This window comes from Marinicrinis sediminis (assembly GCF_042685085.1).
In the GTDB taxonomy this organism is placed as follows: Bacteria; Bacillota; Bacilli; order Paenibacillales; family KCTC-33676; genus Marinicrinis; species Marinicrinis sediminis.
Genome location: NZ_JBHUMM010000023.1, coordinates 1 through 23,236 on the forward strand (window position 1 = coordinate 1; position 23,236 = coordinate 23,236).

General features: G+C 48.9%; 12 protein-coding genes and 1 rRNA gene. 2 read left to right on the forward strand and 11 right to left on the reverse strand.

Annotation, left to right across the window (positions count from 1 at the left end):
- From ACFSUC_RS09930 to ACFSUC_RS09965, 8 genes are all read right to left on the reverse strand, one after another.
- Positions 1–272: ribosomal RNA gene (locus ACFSUC_RS09930) — 16S ribosomal RNA — on the reverse strand; the annotation flags it as partial.
- A gap of 908 nt (positions 273–1,180) precedes the next feature.
- Entirely contained in the window at positions 1,181–3,187 is a 2,007-nt protein-coding gene (ligA, locus tag ACFSUC_RS09935; RefSeq protein ID WP_379929619.1) for an NAD-dependent DNA ligase LigA, read from the reverse strand.
- A gap of 103 nt (positions 3,188–3,290) precedes the next feature.
- Positions 3,291–5,597, reverse strand: a complete 2,307-nt coding sequence (pcrA, locus tag ACFSUC_RS09940) for a DNA helicase PcrA (protein ID WP_379929397.1) — start codon at positions 5,595–5,597, stop codon at positions 3,291–3,293.
- A gap of 61 nt (positions 5,598–5,658) precedes the next feature.
- Entirely contained in the window at positions 5,659–6,351 is a 693-nt protein-coding gene (locus ACFSUC_RS09945; RefSeq protein ID WP_379929620.1) for a heptaprenylglyceryl phosphate synthase, read from the reverse strand.
- A 198-nt stretch (positions 6,352–6,549) separates the two neighbouring features.
- Positions 6,550–7,326 (reverse strand): spore coat protein, encoded by a 777-nt coding sequence (locus ACFSUC_RS09950; protein ID WP_379929398.1) that lies wholly within the window; start codon positions 7,324–7,326, stop codon positions 6,550–6,552.
- Positions 7,327–7,354: 28 nt separating this feature from the next.
- On the reverse strand, positions 7,355–7,729 hold the full coding sequence (locus tag ACFSUC_RS09955; protein WP_379929399.1) for a hypothetical protein: 375 nt from the start codon (positions 7,727–7,729) through the stop codon (positions 7,355–7,357).
- A gap of 134 nt (positions 7,730–7,863) precedes the next feature.
- Entirely contained in the window at positions 7,864–11,736 is a 3,873-nt protein-coding gene (locus ACFSUC_RS09960) for an S-layer homology domain-containing protein (RefSeq protein WP_379929400.1), read from the reverse strand.
- A 325-nt stretch (positions 11,737–12,061) separates the two neighbouring features.
- Positions 12,062–14,578, reverse strand: a complete 2,517-nt coding sequence (locus tag ACFSUC_RS09965) for a U32 family peptidase (protein ID WP_379929401.1) — start codon at positions 14,576–14,578, stop codon at positions 12,062–12,064.
- A gap of 228 nt (positions 14,579–14,806) precedes the next feature.
- Between ACFSUC_RS09965 and ACFSUC_RS09970 the strand changes: the two genes are divergently transcribed.
- A complete protein-coding gene (locus tag ACFSUC_RS09970) occupies positions 14,807–15,775 on the forward strand; it encodes a sugar phosphate isomerase/epimerase family protein (RefSeq protein WP_379929402.1) in 969 nt (322 codons plus the stop codon).
- Between the two features lie 178 nt (positions 15,776–15,953).
- Here the strand turns inward: ACFSUC_RS09970 and ACFSUC_RS09975 are convergent, their stop codons facing one another.
- On the reverse strand, positions 15,954–16,175 hold the full coding sequence (locus ACFSUC_RS09975) for a DUF2759 family protein (RefSeq protein WP_379929403.1): 222 nt from the start codon (positions 16,173–16,175) through the stop codon (positions 15,954–15,956).
- Positions 16,176–16,469: 294 nt separating this feature from the next.
- Between ACFSUC_RS09975 and ACFSUC_RS09980 the strand changes: the two genes are divergently transcribed.
- Positions 16,470–18,086, forward strand: coding sequence for a nitrite/sulfite reductase (locus tag ACFSUC_RS09980; RefSeq protein WP_379929404.1), 1,617 nt, complete (start codon positions 16,470–16,472; stop codon positions 18,084–18,086).
- A 166-nt stretch (positions 18,087–18,252) separates the two neighbouring features.
- Here ACFSUC_RS09980 and uvrA read toward each other — a convergent pair whose 3' ends face one another.
- Together uvrA and uvrB are read right to left on the reverse strand one after the other, a co-directional pair.
- Complete coding sequence (gene uvrA / locus ACFSUC_RS09985; protein WP_379929405.1) at positions 18,253–21,111, reverse strand: excinuclease ABC subunit UvrA; 2,859 nt, start codon at positions 21,109–21,111, stop codon at positions 18,253–18,255.
- Positions 21,112–21,166: 55 nt separating this feature from the next.
- A complete protein-coding gene (uvrB, locus tag ACFSUC_RS09990; RefSeq protein ID WP_379929406.1) occupies positions 21,167–23,167 on the reverse strand; it encodes an excinuclease ABC subunit UvrB in 2,001 nt (666 codons plus the stop codon).
- Positions 23,168–23,236 lie beyond the last annotated feature (69 nt).

A 23,236-nucleotide genomic window follows, 5' to 3' on the forward strand; every position in this document is an offset into this window, starting at 1 on the left:
TACCTTACCAACTAGCTAATGCGCCGCAGGCCCATCTGCAAGTGAGAGCCGAAACCCTCTTTCCCCAGAAAATCATGCGATTTTCTGGACCATCCGGTATTAGCTAACGTTTCCGCTAGTTATCCCTGTCTTGCAGGCAGGTTGCCTACGTGTTACTCACCCGTTCGCCGCTAAGTATAAGAAGTGCAAGCACTTCTTATACTCCGCTCGACTTGCATGTATTAGGCACGCCGCCAGCGTTCGTCCTGAGCCAGGATCAAACTCTCCAATAAAGGTAAAAAGTTTGGCTTGCTCATTTTGTTGCTGGTTGGAATTTTCATTCCGGGGGTTCCCGTCCAATCCATCATGGAAAGGACAATGAAACCTTATTTTGAAATTTGGACAATTTCGCTCGCTGTTCAGTTTTCAAAGGACAAGATGTTTCGTTTGTGTGATGCGTTTCTCATTAGCTGCGTGGTTAGCAGCGAGAAGTATCATAACACATCCGTTTTTGTTTGGCAAGTCTTTTTTCACTCGGTGATGACTTGGTAAAGAGTGAAGAAGAACTTATCCATGTCGCTGTCATTTTCAGCGACGCTTTTTAATATATCACAATCGCTTGCGCTTTTGCAAGTGCTTTTTTCATCCGGTCTCTCGCACATGGCGCTGAGTCCAGAAGATTTATGACGCTTGCTGAGGCAGGATTACATCCTACCACGTTCGCTCCGTTCAGACAAGTTCATCTTTTTCCAGTTTCCAATTCACTCTATACGGAGATGAACTCGATTGTGGGGTGTTCGATAGACAAGCCGTTTGAAGCGGCGAGTAATAATGTATCAAATTATCGGATGGATAGCAAATGAATTTTTTTCCATATTTAAATTCCCCAATTTTCCGTTTAGCAGGATTGTAAACGGGAAGAAGAACTCACTTACCATAAAAGTGAGTTCTAGATGACTGGCGATCAAAAAAAGCCAGGCCCGTTGATCTGACCTGACTACCTGGCTATCTGGCTATCTGGCTATCTGGCTATCTGGCTATCTGGCTATCTGGCTATCTGGCTATCTGGCTATCTGGCTATCTGGCTATCTGGCTATCTGGCTATCTGGCTATCTGGCTATCTGGCTACTATAAGTATACCGTTCAGTTCCTGACTGTCCAATTGGGATGTCTTCATTATCATCAGATCAGTCAGCGTGGCTCATTCATGCAGGTCAAGCATGGCAATAAACTCATCTTCATCTTCTATTACATGAATACCCAGACTCTTTGCCTTGTCGAGCTTGCTGCCCGCCTTCTCCCCCGCTATAAGAAAATCGGTTTTCTTGGATACGCTGCCTGTCACTTTCGCGCCCGCCGCTTCCAGCCGCTCTTTCGCTTCATCTCGCGTCATTTTCGTCAGGGTTCCTGTCAAGACAACGGTCTTCTCAAAGAACGGTGAATCGGATGTCACTGCCACTGTAGCCGTATCCTGTTCCCATTTCGCCTGTACCCCGCAATCTCTCATTCGCATAATGCTCTGGAGAATACGTTCATCCTGAAAAAAGGTCACAATGCTGTCAGCTACAATGTCTCCAATATCGTGTATGGCGATCAATTCGTCCCGGGTAGCGGCCAGCACCGCATCCAACGAGCCAAAATGATGGGCAAGCACTTTGGTTGTCGTCTTGCCGGTGTTGGGTATACCGAGCGCAAACAGGAAGGATGCGAGGTCTTTGGATTTACTTTTCTCTAATGCATCCAGCAGGTTTTGTGCTTTTTTCTGTCCAAATCGTTCAAGTTGCAAGAGCGAATCCAACGTAAGATCGTACAAGTCTGCCGGATCATTCACTCCCAACGCTTCATGGAGCTGAGTAGCTGTTTTAATGCTGAACGTTTCAATATCCATGGCATCTCGGGAAGAAAAGTGAGACAGCCTGCCAATGATTTGCGGCTTGCATCCCAGGGTGTTCTCACAGAAATAATGAGCACCGCGTTCCACAAGCTCAGAGTGACAGGAAGGACATTCTTTCGGCAAGATAATTTCCTCACCGTCCTGATCCTCCGTCACCTTGCCCAGTATCTCCGGAATAACGTCATTGGAGCGACGGATAAACACGAGACTTCCCAGCGCATGTTTCAATTGCTTGCGCTCAATGTCTCCATAATTATTAAGCGTGCAGCGCTGCACAGTGACACCACCAATATCCACGGCTTCCACGGTTGCAACAGGCGTGACCTTGCCTGTGCGTCCAACTTCCCATGATACATGCTGCAAAATCGTCGTGGCTTCCTCAGCCTCAAATTTGTAGGCTATCGCCCAGCGCGGAAATTTCTCCGTATATCCGAGCACCTCTCGGGTACGCATATCTGCCAGTTTAATGACTGCCCCATCGATTAAGTAGTCGAATTCATGCCGCTTGGCTTCTATGTCAACGAGCGCTTCCTTCACCTGCGCCAGATCGTCCATAAATTGCGTATGTGCATTGACCTTGAAATGGTTGCGCTGCAGGAAATCCCTCATTTCCTCATGGTTCTCAAACAAAGGTTTGTCCGTGTAACCGACATGGTAAAAGAAAGCATCCAGCTTGCGAGAAGCCGTCACCTGTGGATTTAAATTGCGCAGGGCACCTGCCGCAGCATTTCTAGCATTTTTCAATGGTTCAGCCGCCGTCTGGTTGTATGCCTCCAGCACAGACAGAAACATCATGCCTTCACCCTGTACCTCAATTGTACCTTCCCGATAAGGGATGGTCATCGGAATGGTTCGTATGGTTTTGACCTGGGAGAGAATCCCCTCTCCGGTCACGCCGTTTCCTCGCGTAGCGGCCTGAACCAGTTTGCCCTTCTCATAGGTTAAGTTCAGGGTCAATCCATCAAATTTTAATTCCAAGACAAAGGAAGGTTCGGGCAATGGCTGCTCGGGATGCTGACGATTGTATTCCTGAATCCGCTTCTGAACTCTTGTATACCAGGCATCCAGGCTTCCATGATTTTGCGCTTTGTCCAGACTCCACAGCCTCGACAAATGCGTATGCTCCTCGAAGCCTTTCAGCGTTTCTCCTCCTACCCGACCGGTAGGAGAATCAGGCAAAACCATACCGGTCTCCTGTTCCATTTTCCGCAATGCATCGTACAATTTGTCATACTCGGCATCTGAGACAACAGGCTGATCCAGTGTGTAGTAATAGTAATTATGAAGATTGAGCTCTTCCACCAGCTTTTTCATGGATTCTAATTGATCGGTCAACGTTTTCCCTTCCTTTCAGCACCTTGCACATGTCATCACTTCTTGCTCATCGTTGTGCGATTCATTCGCAGCCCAGCCTAAATTAGGCTTTCTCGATCGGCGCGAACTTGGCCAGCAAGCGCTTGATTCCTACCGGCGCAGGAAACGCAATTTGCAGTTCTGTATCATCCCCGGTGCCCTTGACCGAAGCCACAACCCCAATGCCCCATTTTTTATGGGCGACCTTGTCTCCAACATTGAAATCATCTGAACTGCCTGAACTGGCCGCGTAGCCTGTGGAAAAGGAAACCGTCGATTTCCCGCCAGCGGCTGTGCCAGAAGAGCGTGACGAACCAAATGAGGAGGCGGCTGCCTGACCTGTTCTGGAACCAAAGCTGGAACTGGAGCCATATCCTCCTCGGCCCAGTGAACCAGAGCGCGTGCCGAAGGCTCCTTCCCTCTCCTTCAATTCATCAGGGATCTCATCGAGAAAGCGGGATGGCATATTTTGAGCGGCACGGCCAAAAAGGGTGCGACTGTAAGCATGGGACATAAACAATTCCTTCTCTGCCCGTGTAATCCCGACATAAGCCAATCTTCGCTCTTCCTCCAGCTCCTCTTCATTATCAAGGGCTCTCATATGCGGGAAGATGCTCTCCTCACAACCTGGCAGGAAGACCACCGGAAACTCCAGACCTTTGGCGCTATGAAGGGTCATGAGGGTTACCGCATCATGCACCGCTCCTTCCTCTTCCTTGTCATTCATCGTATCAATATCTGCGATGAGAGCAAGGTCTGTGAGAAAGGCAACCAGGGACTTGTCATCATTGCGGTTCTCAAACTCCATGGTGACCGACAGGAATTCATCAATATTCTCCAGCCGACCCTTTGATTCCAGGGTGTTTTCCTGCTTGAATGGTTCCCGATATTCCGTCATCTCCAGCATTTTTTCTGTCAGCTCGGTGACAGACAAGTATTCGACCATTGCGCTTAAATGATCCATCGTTTCCTTGAATTTCTGCAAGGCGGTCACCGCTCTGCCGCTTAAATCGGTAAACATTAAATCATCCAGAATAGAGAAGATAGACTGTCCTCTCTCTGCAGCAATGGCTGTAAGTTTATCTACCGTAGTCGCCCCGATTCCTCGTTTAGGAACATTGACGATACGCTGAAAGCTGATATCATCATCCGGGTTGGAAATGAGTCTGAGATAAGCGAGGACATCCTTGATTTCCATGCGGTCATAGAACTTGGTTCCGCCCACAATCTGATAAGGAACATCCGATTTAATCAATACTTCCTCAATGACACGGGATTGCGCATTGGTTCGGTACAAAATCGCATGATCCCGATAAGCGCGACCTTGCTGAACATGGGTACTGATTTTATTGGCGATAAAATAGCCTTCTTCGTGTTCAGAGCTGGCGGAGAAGATGCGGATCTTGTTGCCTGCTCCCTGATCAGTCCATAGATTTTTCGCCTTGCGTCCAGCATTGTTCGCAATGACAGCATTGGCCGCATCCAATATGGTCGCTGTAGACCGATAATTCTGCTCCAACAAAATCACGCTGGCGCCCGGATAATCCCGTTCGAAGTTCAGGATGTTCGTGATGTCGGCTCCTCGCCATTTGTAAATGGACTGGTCACTGTCCCCCACCACACACAGGTTGTGATGCTGGTCTGCAATCATTTGTGTTAACAAGTATTGCGCACGGTTGGTATCCTGATACTCATCCACATGCACATATAAAAATTTATGCTGATAAAACTTGAGCACTTCCGGCTCAGACTGGAATAAATCGATGGTTTTCATAATCAAGTCATCAAAATCAAGTGAATTATTGCTCTTTAGCTTCTGCTGATACAGCTTATAGACTCTCGCGACGACCGTCTGGTAATAGTCTCCCGCCTTTTCTTCATAACGAGCAGGTGTGATCAGTTCGTTTTTGGCACCGCTGATGACCGCAAGCAGCCCCCGCGGCTCAAATTTCTTGGCATCGAGGTTCAGCTCCTTCAGACAACTCTTGATGACAGACAGCTGATCGGTCATATCGAGTATCGTGAAGTTGGATGTATACCCGATTCGTTCGATATCCCGCCTTAAGATCCGGACGCACATGGAATGAAACGTAGATACCCAGATATCCTGACCGGTCGGTCCGACCAAACTGGCCACACGATCTTGCATTTCACGAGCAGCCTTATTGGTAAAGGTAATCGCTAGAATGCTCCATGGCGCGGCTTTTCGTGTGGCGATGAGGTAAGCGATACGATGCGTGAGCACTCTCGTTTTCCCGCTACCCGCTCCTGCCATAATTAGCAAGGGGCCATCGGTTGTCTCTACGGCCCGGCGTTGCTCCTTATTCAATTTTTCAATGGATTGAAAAATATCTGTTGCTCCTTGCATCATAGTTCGAACCTTTCTATCGCTTATTTTAAATGAGATGCTTCTGGATTGCCTGCTATGCCCATCATTCCGTCTTCACTTGTACGGTTTGAAGCGCTGCCTCCAGATTCTCGTAAACAATATTCCCTACAATAATGGTATCGGCCGCTGCAGCAGCCTCCGTCGCGGTGTGCACGTCCACGATGCCGCCACCGTAAAACAACCGGGCGTGGTTCAAATGCTGTGCCACCTCATGAACCAGTTCCATATCTCCAAATGAACCACTGTATTCTAGATAAATAACAGGCATTTGGAACATTTGTTCCCCTAATTTAGCATACGCACTTACATCCGACTGGTCAAGATCCGTTTGGCTGTCTGTCAACCGAGCCGCTTCGCAATCCGGATTTAAAATACAATATCCTTCAGGTACAATCATTTCCCAGGGAATGCGGTGTCCGAATGTCTTCACAGCCTGTTGATGCATGCCAACGATCCAGTCTGGCTGCCTGCTGTTCAATACAACGGGAATAAAGTATAAATCGAAACCCGGAACGATGCTGTCCATGTTGGATATCTCCATCACACAGGGAAGGGAGTACCTTCGTACTCTGGACAGTAGTTCCACGGTATTCTCAAATGTAACGCCGCTGCTTCCCCCGATCATGATGGCATCGGTTCCGGACAAGCATATTCGGTCGAGATGCTCATCATTAATCAATTTATCCGGGTCCAGCTTAAATAAATGACGCCAATTCCTGTATTCTTCTCTGCGCATGGGGCCCCCCGCTTTCACTTGTCTGACTCCCTTTGTTTTCAGTCTAGAGAACTGGGGAATGGGTGTCAATGCCCGCTGACCTGATTGCGGAATCACCTGAAAAATAAAAAAACATCCCTGCATCATGATCCATGATGAGGGACATTTTGTCGTAAACAGATGACTGAACCAGTATGGAAAACCAACCACATCGCAGACTCAGGAAAAATAATGATCCATGTTGTCCGGATCTAGTTCTCCAGATGTCTTGGTCTTCATGTTGCCAACCGCTCCCGCCTGATAGTTGGCGGCACTGCTCATGCCAGTGTGCTGAGATGCAGCCGGGTTCATGCTGCCTCCATTGGAATAGGCCGATGAAGAGGTTTGAACAGGAGGCATCTGCGCGGCAAGCTCTGGCTGTTCATTTTGCATCGACATCTGAATCGACTGGCTCTCGGACATTCTGCCAGCGGAAGACGGCATCGAGTAATTGCTGCCGTAGTTCGGACGGGGCTGCATCTGACCTCCCCCTTGCTGCTGGGCCGCATAGGTGGCAGGCTGACCATACCCTTGTGGCTGCTGGTACGACGGCGCATTCCCGCCTATTGGGGCTGACAGTGGTCGGGCCTGTTGGGAAGTCCCCGCATGCAGATGATCATGCAGCTGCCCCTGTAGTTTAAACCCTGTTTCACTCAGTTGAGCCGATTTTTGCTGTAATTGCTGTGCATCCATCGATTGTGGCGGACTATAAAATCCGATTTGCTCCATCGTCTGGTACAGTTGATTTTGCATGGACAAGGTACGACTGAGCTTTTGTTCAAATAGCTGCCTCACCTGCTGACAACTGGCCTCCAGGCATGCCGTTGTAAATTCACGTGCCATTCGTTTCAATTCATTCAGAATCTGAAAAGCCATGTCCTTCTCCGTTAACTGAAAAGCTTGCGGATTCATGGCACCACTCGTCTGCATCGTATAAGACTGTCCCATTGAATTCATGGGGATCACGCCTCCTTTTCTTCTCGTATTATTGCACAGAGCTGCCTGTTTGACTGGCTTTTTGCTGAATCATACCGAGCATATCCAGATAATCATTAAAGCTGTCATGCGCAAATTGGCCAAACAATTGAGACAGCTGTCCCTGCTGGCAATGCTGTGCCGCAAACATACTGGTTTTCATCAGCATTTCCTCATTCTTCATGCAGTCGGTCAGGTAGGCCACTTCTTTTGTCGTCAGCCCTTGGGAAGATGACATGCCCCCACCTTGTAAAGTCTGCTGCGTATATGCCGATGGCATGGAAGACGTATACATGGTTACAAACCCCTTTCTTTGATCAATGACATCCTTGCGTTTCTTGCAATCGTGAGGTGTACCTTGTCTATCTTGCTTCTGGTTTGGCAAATTTATGCACTCCCATGCCAGCAATAGGGTTAGGAACTGGCTAGGCAAATTCACAAGCTGAAAAGATCAAAAGATGAAAAAATCCCGCTCCACGATTCGGAGCGGGATGTATGGGGTTCATGGATAGATCGGTCTTACAATTTCATCAAGCGGGCAATAACAGACACGGTTTCAGCCCGTGTGGCTCCTTTTTTCGGCAAAAAGAATCCATCCTGATCGCCCTTCATTAAACCAAGCTCTTCTACCATGCGCACATAATCACTCGCCCATGGAGATGTCGTATCCTCATCGAGAAACAAGGATGTATCTGCCTGATCCGTGACGATCTCATTCTCTTCTATTCCTTTGACAAATGTATACGCCTTGACCAGCATAACCGCCATCTCCTGTCGCGTAATCTCGCGATTCGGAGCAAACTGCTTCTCGCTGATCCCCTGTACGATACCCGCCTGATGTACGTTCGCCACGGCACTTGCATACCACTTGTCTTCCGTTACATCCTCAAATGGATATCCCGTGCCGGCCGGCAGGGCCAGAGCTCGGGACAGAAGCGCCGCGAATTCTGCACGGGTGACTGTTTGATCCGGAGCAAATGAGTCCTTGGTTTTGCCAGCCACAATTTGTTGCATAGCTAGCCGTTCAATCTCTTCCTGTGCCCAGTGCTTCGAAATATCCTGAAACGGGGTTGCATATTCCATTACCGCATAGGTGGAAAAATGATCGGTTTCAAACGTCAGTATGCCGTTCGAAAAAGTACCGCCCATGTATTCCCATGCCTTACTGCTTTCATTGTAGTAATAGGCAGCCAGTCGATGTGCCTGTCTGAATCCTTTGTCCAATACGTTCATCTGCAGGACAACCGGCTCTTCAAAAGTCGTGATTTCCCGCTCTCCATCAAGCACCTGATAGTCAAGCGCCTGAGAAGCCATTTTCATCACCGGTCCTGTCAACGTCATCTGATTGGGCTGTACCTGGTTAATGGATACCGTCAGATGACGGGATTTTAGTCCCTCATCAAATGGCTTCGCTGGAAATTGCAGCGTACCAAAGTCCGATCGAATCAGCACTTTTTTTCCGGTGTTGAAAAGACTGGACGGCAAATCCACACTCAAGCTATCATACGCCTCATCGTTTTCTGCTTCCACTTTAATCACGATCTCAGTCGTCTGCTCGTCCTGAATCTGCTCCTCGAGGTCTTCTTCCGTGATATCCATCTTCAACTTCCCGTCTGTGACTTTGGGCTTGCTAGTGTCTGGCTCAATAGGTGGGACCATGATTATTCCACCCGGGAAGCCTCCACCTCCGCTCCCCCCTCCTGCTGGAGCAGCGTCCGTAAAGGGCAGAATAAAGCTCTCGCCATAGACAGGTCCAATGGTGTCTGACACTGAGAAGGCTGCAAGAAGCGGATGGATGGTTATGCGATCCGCTGTACGATGCTGTACCGCAGTCCCATCAAAGGTCAGCGTGAAGGTTTGAGCCATGAAGTCGATGTCCACATAACCGTTCAGCCCTTCGGGTACATCACTCAGATAAATCTCAATGAATGGGGTGAAGTTGCCGCCGGACAGTTCATAGGTGACACTCCCCGTTATTTGACCCGGGGCATTCGCTGATTCAGCCAGAGAATTCGATTGAATGGTCAACTGCGGCGGATCGAACTCTATCCCCGTCGGCGTCACATATGCATCCGAACTTTCCTCGAGGAAGTAATGCCAATACATGAGGATGATGAACTGGTCAGCCTCATTATCATGATGAACAGCATTGCCTTTGAGATTCATCTCGACTGTTGTCTCACTTGTCTTCTGTATTTCCAGTGTCAGACCTTCCGGAAGCGACACAGGAAATACATGATACGGAAGCAGGTCTTCCCCAATCTCTCCGATAAAGGTATCATACATGACTTCCACTTCAATACTTTGTTCAAAGGAACCGTCATCGCTGTCGGATTCCACAAATGTATCCCGATTTTTTGTCAGTTGAGCGGTTGGCCATACGTACACTCGCCATATTCTTTCCTCATCCTCTGCATAGACCCGGTACTGCATTTCTGCGGTGAAATCTTCTGTACCTACAGCTTCTACCTGAACACCATGATCCTCATCCACTTCAATGATCGGAGTCAGCTGAGTTAAATCCGTGCCGTTCTTGACGTTGACGATAATGATATTCTCTTCGTCAATAGTCGTCACAGACATAAAATCATCACCCAGCAATTCTTCAAATCCAAAGCTGTGAATCGACAGATCATAGGTGATGCCTGCTTCGGACCAGGCGTCATTCACCGCCTGGATCATCTGCTGTTGTTCCAAGGCCGTAATCTGACTCTCTTCCCGCATATCGTCTGTCAAATCTTCGATAGCCCATAGATACGCTTGACGGGCATCATAAAAATTGGAGGTTGGCACTAAATAGTTGACCAGCGCGCCATAGGTAACATCTGAAAGGATGTCTCTTCCATCGACACCTGCAATGGATAGCTGGTCCAGTTTCGTGGCCATCTGATAAGCAGCATAGTTCGGTATCCCGCTGTTAACATGAACGCCGCCATTGTCCTCCAGCATATCAACATATTCACTCATGTGCATCGGCTGACCATACTGAATGGGGTTCTCCATGCTTCGGATGATCCGCCCCGTGTCTTCCCCGATCTCCCAATCTCCTTCTATCACCGCTGCAAAAATATCGGAAATTGATTCATTGAGCGCGCCGGATTGTCCATAATAGATTAATCCCGCCGTAAATTCCGTGACGCCATGGGCATATTCGTGAGCCACAACATCAAGGGCGCAACCCAAGCAATCAAATCCTCCCTCGTCTACGCCTGAGCCAATCCCGTAATAGAGCATCGCTCCATCCCAAAAAGCATTGTCTGGCGCATACGCAAAGTTCACGATGGAATATACCGGATGGCCTCTATCGTCAAAGCTGTCTCTACCGAATGATTCATAGAAATAATCATAGACCAGAGACGTATAGGCATAATTGTCCATCGACTCATAGACCGCTTCTGTGACCGTTCCATCAAACGAAACGGGAAGCACGTCATGAAAACGGGCCAGATATTCTTCTGCCGTCGTGACCAGAGAACCGTCAAAAAGCTCCCCGTCTATGAGAGCGGCATTCAGTGTGCGTATGGTTCCTCCACTCTGTTGAAACATGGGTTTTCCCGTATCTAGCAAGTAATAGTGCCCTGGATGTGCGGCATCCAGATCTCCATAGACATCTTCATATACGGATATCTCACCGTCTCTCCAAGGCTGAACGGTTTGCTGTTCCGGCTTCAGTTCAAGCGTATGAAGCATATTGATCAAAGCGACCACTTCACCTGTAAGCGCATCTACATATCCCATGTATCTCCCTGGTTCAGGCTGAACATATCGCACCTCGATCTCATAGACCAGTCGATACTCCTGGTCTGCCAAATAATAGAGCAACGAGGCCTTTTCCTCGTAAAATCTGCTATCTTCCATTTCTTCGATGGTGATCTGCTGCTCGGCTTCAATCTGCTGCTTCAGCGCTTCTACCGCTACCATATCCGGTAGAGAGGCGTCACGAGCAAGTGGCAGTCGAGCCAGCATCGGTTCGGTCGTGTTTTGAATCGCATATATCTCTTGTTGCAGGTTCGTATGTACGGTCAAGTATTTCCCGTGAAAGGGAATCCCATTCCATTGCTGTTGATAGGTATAATGAGTACGTCCTTCATCATCTTTCACTTTTTTTTGCAGCTTCAGATGCTCTCTTGGTTGATCAAATCCGAAGACGGAAGGATGATCTTCTATGTAGGACATAATCTTGTCTTCATACGCAATCCCTCTGGCGATCCTTCCTTCCATATAACGAGGCTTGGATGCCAAAGCATTGACTTTATGACCCCATGCTTGATCAGGAATGAGAGATAGACCCTTCTCATATTCTGATACAGCTGATGCATGTCCCCCTATTGCCGTCGTAAATAGTAGTGCAGTCAGGCATAGAACGGCTGTTAATCGACGCCACACTTTCATCGGAATCATCATTCCTCCCAAATATCTATTTTTTTCTATAACGATCCTATTATAGCAGAGTTATGAGTTATTACTAGCTCTATTTTTTGGGTGAATCTTGTTTCATTTCCTCAAGATCAGCACCTTCAATCTCTTCTATTTCTACTCTATTTTTATCTTTCTCTGTTTCTTTATTTTCTATCATTCTATTCTTCTAACTTGCATATCCCCTTCTGCTTGCTCTCATTCAAGCAATAAAAAAAAGCTGACTCTGGTCTCTGACAGACTCAGAATCAGCTTAAGCTCATTCTTCACGTTTGAAGACAAGGGACGTGACCCGTTTACTTTACTTGACCAGTTGGCCCCGTGTCACACCCAGTTGGTTCGTTGCTTTCAGGGAACGCCATACATGCGTACCAGTAATGTCGCCTCGCATGGCCCTTTCGTACAGATCCACCACTTCTTTTACCTTGTCGCCACTTTCCTCGAGAAACTCAATCCGGTAACGGTTTACACCAAGCTGTTGAAATTGTTGCAAATACTCTGCGCCAGATTGCTCTATCGCATTATAGACGGTATTGCGACAACCTTCATCCACTCGCACGGGATGGCTCATACCGATTCGGTCTTGCAGAGAAACCCGATGTGCCTCACACGGTCTGCCACAGTTCGTGTAGTCTGTCCCTTCGCTCAGGAACGTGCAATACACGCAATGCTCCGTGTGGAACATCGGCAGATGCTGATGAATGACGATTTCCAACCTGTCATTGCGAGACCGCTCCAGCAAATCCATCATCTGTTGAATATTCAGGTCATAGGAAGGAGTCACATAGTCGAGACCCGATTCCAGGAACAAATTGACTGCTTTATGATTGGACACATTCAAGGAAAAATCGCCGATCAATTGCGGCATTTCCTCCCCGGGATGTTCCAGTCTCCTCCTCATGAGGTAGTAAAGCGCGCCTGTATTCCGTACGAGTACAGCATCCGGCTTCAGACGCAAAATATTGTTAAAGTAACCTGTCTCTCCTGGCATATGAATACGCGAAGTGACTAGGGCAATCTTCTTGCCTGCCCTGCGTACACATTCCACTGCAGCGGGAAACTGCTTAATGAATTCAAAATCGGCATATATAAAATCTACCGAGGTCGCCACAGCCGCCTCCACCTGTTCCAGCGTTCGACACAGCACGGTCAGTTCCGACTGCTGAACGGCTGCCTGAGTTGTGGATTTTTCCGCCGCATCCTCATAGACATCCACGGATCGGTGAATATATGCCGGAGGGGTCACCCGCTCTATTTCCAGTTGATCGATGGCCTGACGTCGAAGCTGGTTCAGCTCGCGTATCGGCAGCATCACTTCACCGGTCAACGAGGCTTCCAGCATCTCGATGTAATAACGCGTTCCACCTGTTCGGCCGAGCTGCTCACGGAGCAGTTCTTCGGTCAGTGGTCGCTTCTCTGCCTGTTGCAGCGGAGACTCTGACTGCACCTGAATGGTCATGCCTGTCTCCAAGTCAGTCCACCAGGTTTGAAGTGGCTGATCCACTTCACCCGAGACCGAGACGAATAACGGAAAAGTCCGGTACGGTTTCTCGTGCTCATACGAGGCTCTAAGTCGCTTGTCCAATTGCGGATCGTTTGTTTTCCAGATGCGGTCGCCAACGTGGATCTTGTCCAGATCTACATCCTTGCGCCCCATTACGATTTCTACCCATTCAGCCGCTTCGACTTCACCTTCTGTTTTCTGGCCCTGCTGACGAAGGTCATACACGCGACCTCCTTCTTCAGGCTGAGTCGGATCTCCGGCATCAAATACAATCCCGTCTCCCCGCTTCAGTGGCGCTTCGAGCAAACACATGACGGCATCTTTCCTGATTTCTTTTACATACCCCAAGAATACGCCTCTGCTTTTTGGAAAGGTTCCTTCTACAAGCTGTTTATGATTGGTCCCTTTCAGAAATCCATAGGTGAAGCCCCGAGAGAAGCTTTGTTGCAGCTCCCGCATTTCCTCAATAGTCGGCCTATCGTCCTGTCCATCAAAATAGCGATCAATGGCCTTGCGGTATTTGCTCACAACATTCGCTACGTATTCGGGTGTTTTCAATCTTCCTTCAATTTTAAACGAGGTGACACCTGACTCGATCAGTTCCGGAACCATCTCCAGCGCTGCAAGGTCTTTTGGGGACAACAGGTAGGTGACATCGCCCATTGGTTTCTGCACCCCATCGACCATGAGATCATAAGGCAGCCTGCACGCTTGCGCGCACTCACCCCGGTTGGCCGATCTGCCTCCCCACATTTCGGAGGTCAGACACTGACCAGAATAGGAGACGCAGAGGGCGCCATGCACAAAAACTTCCATCGGCAGCTTGGCTTCATCCCCGATCTGTTTAATATGTCGAATATTATTTTCCCTTCCCAGTACGACTCGCTCGATGCCAAACGGCTTCGTGAACTCCACCGCTTCCGGTGAAGTAATCGTCATCTGCGTCGAACCGTGAATGGGGAAATCGGGAGAAATCTCGCGAATGAGTTTGACCAGTCCGAGATCCTGTACAATGAGCGCATCCACGCCCGCCTCGATGCAGGCTTCCACGAGGCGTTTAGCATTCTCCAGTTCATTTTCAAATACCAATATATTAAATGTGACAAACCCTTTTACACCATACCCGTGCAAGAAAGCCATCACTTCAGGCAATTCCTCAGCCGTGAAGTTCTGTGCCCGTACTCTCGCATTAAATTTATCCACGCCAAAAAATACGGCATTCGCTCCATTCGCAACTGCCGCCTTCAGACAATCCCAGTCTCCTGCAGGAGCCAGCAGCTCGATGTCTGTCCGTTGGATGTGTCTATTATGCATATCATTCCTCCGTACTGCATTCATTTGTGATGCTCTATATATTGTAGCTATTCTCACGAGGTCGGTCAAAGGAAAGAAAGGGCAGGCTCCCAAGCTGCCGGGAATCCTGTTCTCACCCGTGACCAAAATCGCATAAGGATTGAACAGTTTTCTGAATTACAAGCCTAAAATTGTAAATGCTATAATGGGGATATTGAAAACCCTTACTTCACCTGGAGGTGGCAAGTTATGAAATTAGGCGTATTTTCCGTTCTATTCTCTCAAAAACCATTCGAAGAAGCGCTCGATTATATCGCTTCCAAAGGCCTGGATGCGATTGAAATTGGATGTGGAAGCTATCCTGGCAATGCCCACTGCAACCCAAGCGAGCTGCTGCAAGACAGTGCGAAGCGGGAAGCATTCAAAAAAGCAGTGGACGATCGCGGACTGATCATATCTGCACTAAGCTGTCACGGCAATCCCCTTCATCCTCAAAAACAAATTGCCAAGGAATTTCACGACAACATGATCGAGACCATTGACCTGGCATCCAAGCTGGGCATCCCAGTCGTCAACACTTTCTCCGGCTGTCCGGGAGATCATGAGGATGCCAAATATCCGAACTGGCCTGTAGCACCGTGGCCAAACGACTTTCAGGAAATTCTGGACTGGCAGTGGGAACAGAAAATCATCCCGTACTGGACAGAAATTGCTCAGTATGCAAAAGAGCGTCAAGTGAAAATCGGGCTGGAGCTCCACGGCGGTTTTTCTGTCCACACACCAGCCACGCTGCTTCGACTGCGTGAGGCGGCAGGAGAAACCATCGGCGCCAATCTCGATCCGAGTCACATGTGGTGGCAAGGCATAGATCCGGTACAAGCCATTCAGATTCTTGGAAGAGAAGGAGCCATCCATCACTTCCATGCGAAGGATACCGCTATTGATCCGGTCAATGTCCACAAGCATGGGGTAACCGACATGCAGTCCTATACGTTAATGATGGATCGCGCCTGGCAGTTCCGCACCGTCGGCTATGGTCATGATATGAAGACATGGGCAGATATCATCAGTGCCCTCCGTCTCGTAGGCTATGATGACGTTGTCAGCATTGAACATGAAGACGGCCTGATGTCGGTCGATGAAGGATTTACCAAAGCCGTGGAAAACCTGCAGCAGGTACTGATCCGCGAGCCGTTGTCAGAAATGTGGTGGGTATAACCACCCTTCAGGCTGATTCTCTGATTTATAGAGGATCAGCCTTTTTGTTTTTCTGATGGCTTGAAACACAGTCTGACCAATGACATGCAAACACGAAAAAGAGGCTTGTCCCGCACCCTGTGATCGAACCCACAGGATTTATCGGACAGCCTCCATGAATGACTTGCCGTATGATTCGTTATAGTCTGTTCATCCAATTCAGGACCATGAGATAATCCGCGTACAGAAATACAAGAAGTGAGACCAGGCTGAACCCAATCGCAAATACATTTTTTTCACGAGCGGTCAAGGTGCGAACCAACGCCCAGGCAATCACAATTGTAAAGGCTATCATAAACAAATCCCAATATTGAAACTTGCTGACCGTTTCAGCTTTCTCTGCTGCTTCCGCCAAAAACATGGAGGACCCTCCTTTTTTCCCAATACCATAAGTTCTGCTTCTATATATGTTAGCCTGCCAAAGTGCAAGATGCAAGTGCTTTTTCCAACGTTAACAACTTTGTCACCATTTCAATGATGTGAGCGCATTGACGAGCGGAATATAATGAACTTTTTGCAGTTTTATAAACAACCTTGATAAGTTTTATCTGACTCGTGCGTTTACGCTACTGTCCTTTTATGATAACATATGAATATAATTCATACCTATTTAATCGGATTTTTAAATAAAGCGTATCATAGGAGGCATTACGTTATGGCTTATGAAGCAATCTGGACTTCTACACAAAAAATCAACGACGTAGAAAAACAAAAGCTGGAAAAAGACGGACTGGATATTATCCGCACGATTATCGACGACTACTCTCATCAAGGGTACGATGCCATTACGCCAGATGACATGAACCGCTTCAAGTGGGCGGGCGTATACGAGCAAAAGCCTAAAGACGGACACTTCATGATGCGGGTGCGCATTAACTCCGGTGTGATGACCTCTGATCAGGCACGTGGCCTGGCCGGCATTGCCCATGCTTACGGACGAGATCTGGTAGACGTGACCACGCGCCAGGCAATTCAGTTTCACTGGCTGACGGTGGAGAACCTGCCGGACATCTTCCATCGCCTAGAACAGGTTGGGCTATATTCCTTTGAGGCATGCGGAGATTGCCCGAGAACAATTGTCGGGAACCCGCTGGCCGGCATTGATAAGGACGAACTGATTGACACTACGGATATTGTCAATGAAGTGAATGACTTTTTCTTGATGAATCGCGACTTCTCCAACCTGCCACGGAAATACAAAATGTCCATCTCGGGCAACATTTACAACACCGCGCATGCGGAAATTAACGATTTGGCCTTTACCCCGGCTGTCAAGGTTCTGGATGGCCAAGAGGTCATTGGGTTCCATGTTTGGGTAGGTGGCGGTTTGTCTGCCAAGCCTTATCTGGCTCAAAAGCTGGATCTGTTCGTGCGTCCTGAAGACGTACTGAAAGTGGCCATTGGGGTCACCACGATTTTCCGTGATCACGGTTACCGTGAAAAGCGTCATCGCGCTCGCCTCAAGTTCCTGATCGCAGACTGGGGTCCAGAGAAATTCCAGGAAAAGCTAATCGAGCAAATCGGCGATATGCCGACGAGCGGCGAGGATAAAACAGTGGGTTGGAATGCCGCTTATTTCGACGGCGTACATCCACAAAAGCAGGATGGTTTAAGCTACGTCGGACTCAATATTCCGGTCGGACGCCTAGATGCGCAAGAACTGGAAGAATTGGCTCGCATCGCAGATGAATTTGGCGATGGCACCATTCGAACCACCATGTCCCAAAACATCATCATCCCAGGAGTGCCTTCCGACAAAATTGACGCGATGCTGAAAGCGTCCATCTTTGAACGGCTTACCCCGAACCCGAACCGCTTCATGAGCCGAACAGTCTCTTGTACGGGCAACGAGTTCTGCAACCTGGCGATTGTAGAAACAAAAGAACGCGCTAATCGCGTCGCGCAATATCTGGATGAACACATTGAACTGGAAGAGCCGGTTCGCATTCATTTCGTCGGCTGCCCGAACTCATGTGGTCAAAAGCATATTGCAGACATCGGACTGCAGGGCGCATTGATTAAAACAGAGGACGGCATGGTCGATGCCTTCGATATCGCTGTAGGCGGTACACTGGGTGAAGGAGCAAAGTTCAATGACCGTTTGAAAGGAAAAGTGAAGGGCGACGATATCGCAGCCGTTCTTGCTCAACTGATTCAATACTACAAGGAACAGCGTCAACAGGATGAAAGCTTCCACAGCTTTGTCAACCGCGTCGGGGTATCCGCGTTCCAGGAAAAGCTGGATGAAGCGATTTCCCAGCTTGCCTCCTGATTACTAAATCTTGAATCCTCTCACTCCTTCAGGAGTGTAGACAAAATAAAGCTCCAGTATCCCGTCTGCGTGACGAGATACTGGAGCTTTTTCGTGCTTGTCCTGCTGTCTTGCTGTCATGCTTGTCTTGTCTTTCTTGCCAATCGGGGCAGGGAGATAGCTGACCTTATACCTGTACAAGGGCCTCTTGCGTACGTTTCGTATCTCTTTCCAGTACAGGCTTCAGATAGGTACCTGTGTAGGAATGCGCCTGTTGTACCACTTCCTCCGGGGTTCCTGCTGCAATAATCTTTCCACCGCCGCTTCCCCCTTCAGGTCCGAGATCGACAATATAGTCCGCCGTTTTGATCACGTCCAGGTTATGTTCGATCACCAATACGGATTCACCCGAATCCACCAGACGGTGAAGAACTTTGAGAAGGCGGTCAATATCATGGATATGCAGTCCGGTCGTCGGTTCATCGAGAATATACAAGGTTTTTCCGGTACTGCGTCGATACAGCTCTGCAGCCAGCTTCACGCGCTGCGCTTCTCCACCGGACAGCGTGGTAGCGGGCTGGCCCAGATTCATATAGCCCAGTCCCACATCCATCAAGGTTTGTAGTTTGCGCTGAATACGAGGAATGTTTGCAAAGAAGGCGGTCGCTCGCTCAATCGTCATATCGAGCACATCATGAATGTTTTGCCCTTTATACTTGATCTCGAGTGTTTCTCGGTTATAGCGTTTCCCTTTGCAAATTTCACAAGGAACGTAGACGTCTGGGAGGAAATGCATTTCGATCTTGATAATGCCGTCCCCTTTGCACGCTTCACAGCGTCCGCCTTTCACATTGAAGCTGAAACGGCCTTTCTTGTACCCTCTCACTTTCGCTTCAGGCACGCCCGCAAACACATCACGGATATCGTCAAAGACGCCTGTATACGTAGCCGGATTAGAACGAGGTGTACGACCAATTGGCGATTGGTCAATGTCTACAACCTTCTCGATGTGTTCCAATCCCTTCATTTCTTTATGTTCACCCGGTCGTGTCTTGGCGCGATGTAACTCCTTGGCGAGCGACTTGTATAATATCTCGTTCACCAGTGTACTCTTGCCGGAACCCGATACGCCGGTCACACACGTGAACACATGCAGCGGAAACTTGGCTTTTACATTGTTCAGGTTGTTTTCTTTTGCGCCAATGACTTCAATCCATTTCTCGCCGGTTTCTCTGCGTTTTTCCGGAATGGCGATAAACTTGCGCCCCGACAAATATTGTCCCGTCAGGGAATCAGGATGTTCCATAACCTCCTGCGGCGTGCCCTGGGCCACGACCTGACCGCCATGCACTCCGGCACCCGGTCCGATATCAATGATGTAATCGGCTGCCATCATCGTATCCTCATCATGCTCGACAACAATCAGTGTATTGCCTAGATCCCGCATATGTTCCAGGGTTTGAATCAAGCGGTCATTGTCTCGCTGGTGGAGTCCGATACTCGGTTCATCCAATATATACAGCACACCCATCAGACTTGATCCAATCTGTGTCGCCAGCCGAATTCGTTGCGCTTCGCCTCCGGACAGCGTTCCAGCGGAACGGCTCAAGGTCAGATAGCCGAGTCCAACATTGGACAGGAAGCCCAGTCTGGAACGAATTTCCTTAAGGATCAACTGGGCAATGGTCTGCTCCTTGGCTGTCAGCTGCATGTTCTCAAAAAACTGCACGGCACTGCCGACCGAAAGCTCGGTCACATGCGAGATATTTTCACCTGACACGAGTACAGCCAAGCTCTCCGGCTTCAATCGATGCCCTTTGCACGTCTTGCATGGTCTGGCACTCATAAAGCCTTCGATGAAATCCCGGACCCCGTTCGATACCGTCTCGCGGTATCTTCGTTCCAGGTTGTTGATGATGCCTTCAAAAGGAACCAATGCTTCCTTGGTCACGCCGAAGTCATTTTCGTATCGAAAGCGGATCTTTTCTCCGTCTGTGCCGTAGAGCAAAATTTTCATTTCTTCATCCGACAAGGTTTCGACCGGAACAGAAGTGGAAATCTGATAATGTTTGCACACCGATTTGAGAAACTGCGGATAATAGTTAGACGTGCTGCCTGCCCAAGCTTCGAACGCGCCATTCTCAATTGAAAGGGTTCGATTCGGCACAAGCAGATCCGGATCGACGATCATCTTCAGTCCCAATCCGTCACAATCCGGACAAGCCCCGTATGGACTATTGAAAGAAAACATGCGCGGGGCCAGTTCGTCGATACTGAAGCCACATTCCGGACAGGCAAGACTGGAGCTGAATACGAGCTCCTCATCTCCAATCATATCGACTAGAATCCGCCCTTCTGCCAAGCGCAACGCGGTCTCGATGGAGTCAGCCAGGCGAGTATGAATGTCTTCCTTGATCACAATCCGGTCGATTACGACCTCAATACTGTGCTTTTTGTTCTTCTCCAGCTGAATGTCTTCTGACAAATCCATGATGGTTCCATCCACCCGCACACGCACATAACCTTGCTTGCGTATATCCTCCAGCAGCTTCACATGTTCCCCTTTTCGTCCGGAAACAATCGGAGCGAGGATTTGCAGTTTGGTTCGTTCCGGATATTCCATAATCCGGTCCACCATCTGTTCAACCGTTTGCGAGGTAATCTCCAGTCCGTGAATCGGACAATGGGGACGACCAATGCGAGCGAACAGCAGTCGCAAGTAATCATAAATTTCGGTTACAGTCCCTACGGTAGACCTCGGGTTGCGGCTCGTCGTTTTTTGATCAATCGAGATCGCAGGGGAAAGCCCCTCAATGGAATCGACATCCGGCTTGTCCATCTGCCCTAAAAATTGCCTGGCATAAGCCGACAGAGACTCGACATATCTGCGTTGACCCTCCGCATAAATCGTGTCAAATGCCAAGGACGATTTGCCGGAACCGCTCAAACCTGTTAATACGACAAATTGATCTCTTGGAATGGTTACATCTATATTTTTCAAATTATGCGCACGCGCACCCTTGATCACGATGCTGTCTTTTCCCACCCCTGATCACTCCCTTTCAATTTATGTGAACTTGCAATCAATCCCTGTAGTCCGCTCAGGACTGTGCCTTGAGTTCCAGCAGCGCATCACGAAGCTCAGCTGCCCGTTCAAACTGCAGGTTTTTGGCTGCTTCTTTCATCTCTTGCTCAAGACGTTCAATCACCGCTTGGCGGTCTTTCTTGGACAGCTTGCTGATTTCTTTATCCTGCGTTAAGTAGTCTGCCTTCTGCTCCGCTACTTTCGTCGCTTCAATCACTTCACGGATCTTTTTCTTGATCGTCTGAGGGGTAATGCCATGTGCTTCATTATGGGCAATCTGCAACGATCTTCTCCGCTTGGTTTCCTCTATGGCTCTGGACATGGAATCGGTTATTTTGTCTCCGTACATGACGACACGTCCATCGGCATTTCGAGCCGCCCGTCCGATCGTCTGGATCAGCGATCGATCCGATCGCAGGAAGCCTTCCTTGTCTGCATCGAGAATGGCCACCAGGGAAACCTCTGGCAAATCAAGCCCTTCACGAAGCAAGTTAATGCCGATCAGCACATCAATTACGCCGAGTCTGAGATCACGCAGCAACTGCATGCGTTCCAGGGTTTTGATATCGGAATGCAGATATTTCACCTTGATGCCGATCTCTTTCAGGTAATCGGCCAAATCCTCGGACATTTTTTTCGTGAGCGTCGTAACGAGCACCCGCTCATCTTTCTCCATCCGATCCCGGATCTCGGCAATCAGATCATCAATCTGACCTTTTGTCGGACGCACTTCAATAACGGGATCAAGCAGACCGGTCGGGCGAATAATCTGTTCTACCATCGCCGGACAGTGCTCGAGCTCATACGGACCTGGCGTCGCGGAGACAAAGACCGCCTGATTGACTTTGTCTTCAAACTCCTCAAAGCGCATCGGACGGTTATCCTTGGCCGAAGGAAGACGGAAGCCATGATCCACTAACACTTGTTTGCGAGCCTGGTCCCCATTGTACATCGCCCGGATCTGGGGAAGGGTCACATGCGATTCATCAATCACAACCAGAAAATCATCAGGGAAATAATCAAATAACGTGTACGGGGTCGCCCCTCGTTCTCGGAAGGTAAGCGGTCCGGAATAGTTTTCGATCCCGGAACAGAAACCCATTTCCAGCATCATTTCGATATCATAACGAGTTCGTTGCTCCAGACGTTGTGCTTCCAGCAGCTTGCCTTCTTCCTTGAAATGAGCCAGTTGCTCTTCCAGCTCTCGCTCTATATTGCGAACAGCCAGCTTCATTTTGTCCTGGTGGGTCACAAAGTGAGAAGCAGGGAAGATGGCAATATGCTCTCTCTCTGCGATAATTTCGCCCGTCAATACGTCTATTTCCGTAATGCGGTCGATCTCATCACCAAAAAACTCCACCCGAACGGCATGCTCGCTCTTCGATGCCGGGAAAATCTCCACCACATCTCCGCGAACACGAAAGGTCCCCCGAGTAAAGTTGATGTCATTACGCTGATACTGTACATCGACCAGACGGTGCAAGATTTCATTGCGTGGCTTCTCCATGCCCACTCGCAACGAAACGACCAGATCACGGTACTCCGTCGGAGAACCGAGGCCGTAGATACAAGAGACACTGGCCACAATAATTACATCGCGTCGCTCAAAGAGAGAGCTGGTAGCCGAGTGGCGCAGCTTGTCGATCTCGTCGTTAATGCTGGAATCCTTCTCGATATACGTATCGGTAGAAGGCATGTATGCCTCTGGCTGATAGTAATCGTAATAGCTGACGAAATACTCTACCGCATTGTTGGGGAAAAACTCCTTGAACTCACTGGTTAGCTGGGCAGCCAATGTTTTATTGTGCGCAATAACTAAGGTAGGGCGATTCAGGCGGGCAATGGTGTTGGCAATGGTATAAGTCTTGCCTGTCCCTGTAGCCCCGAGTAGTGTGACATGCTTCTCACGATGATCAATCCGTCTCACCAGTTCGTCAATCGCCTTTGGCTGATCCCCTTGTGGCTCATATTCGGATTCCAACTCGAAACGCTTCTGACTCCATACGATATCTGACATGAACCGCATGTTCCTCCCTTCTAAGTCATAAATGCCGCTCTCGCATTTATCCTTTCTCCTTGCTCTCTA

Excerpts from the sequence above, each read along its gene's own strand:
- ACFSUC_RS09980 (WP_379929404.1), top strand. The coding sequence starts at position 16,470 with ATGGCTTATGAAGCAATCTGGACTTCTACACAAAAAATCAACGACGTA.
- ACFSUC_RS09945 (WP_379929620.1), bottom strand. The coding sequence starts at position 6,351 with ATGCGCAGAGAAGAATACAGGAATTGGCGTCATTTATTTAAGCTGGAC.
- pcrA (WP_379929397.1), bottom strand. The coding sequence starts at position 5,597 with ATGATGCAAGGAGCAACAGATATTTTTCAATCCATTGAAAAATTGAAT.
- ACFSUC_RS09950 (WP_379929398.1), bottom strand. The coding sequence starts at position 7,326 with ATGAATTCAATGGGACAGTCTTATACGATGCAGACGAGTGGTGCCATG.
- ligA (WP_379929619.1), bottom strand. The coding sequence starts at position 3,187 with ATGAAAAAGCTGGTGGAAGAGCTCAATCTTCATAATTACTATTACTAC.
- ACFSUC_RS09975 (WP_379929403.1), bottom strand. The coding sequence starts at position 16,175 with ATGTTTTTGGCGGAAGCAGCAGAGAAAGCTGAAACGGTCAGCAAGTTT.
- ACFSUC_RS09960 (WP_379929400.1), bottom strand. The coding sequence starts at position 11,736 with ATGAAAGTGTGGCGTCGATTAACAGCCGTTCTATGCCTGACTGCACTA.
- uvrB (WP_379929406.1), bottom strand. The coding sequence starts at position 23,167 with ATGTCAGATATCGTATGGAGTCAGAAGCGTTTCGAGTTGGAATCCGAA.
- ACFSUC_RS09970 (WP_379929402.1), top strand. The coding sequence starts at position 14,807 with ATGAAATTAGGCGTATTTTCCGTTCTATTCTCTCAAAAACCATTCGAA.
- ACFSUC_RS09965 (WP_379929401.1), bottom strand. The coding sequence starts at position 14,578 with ATGCATAATAGACACATCCAACGGACAGACATCGAGCTGCTGGCTCCT.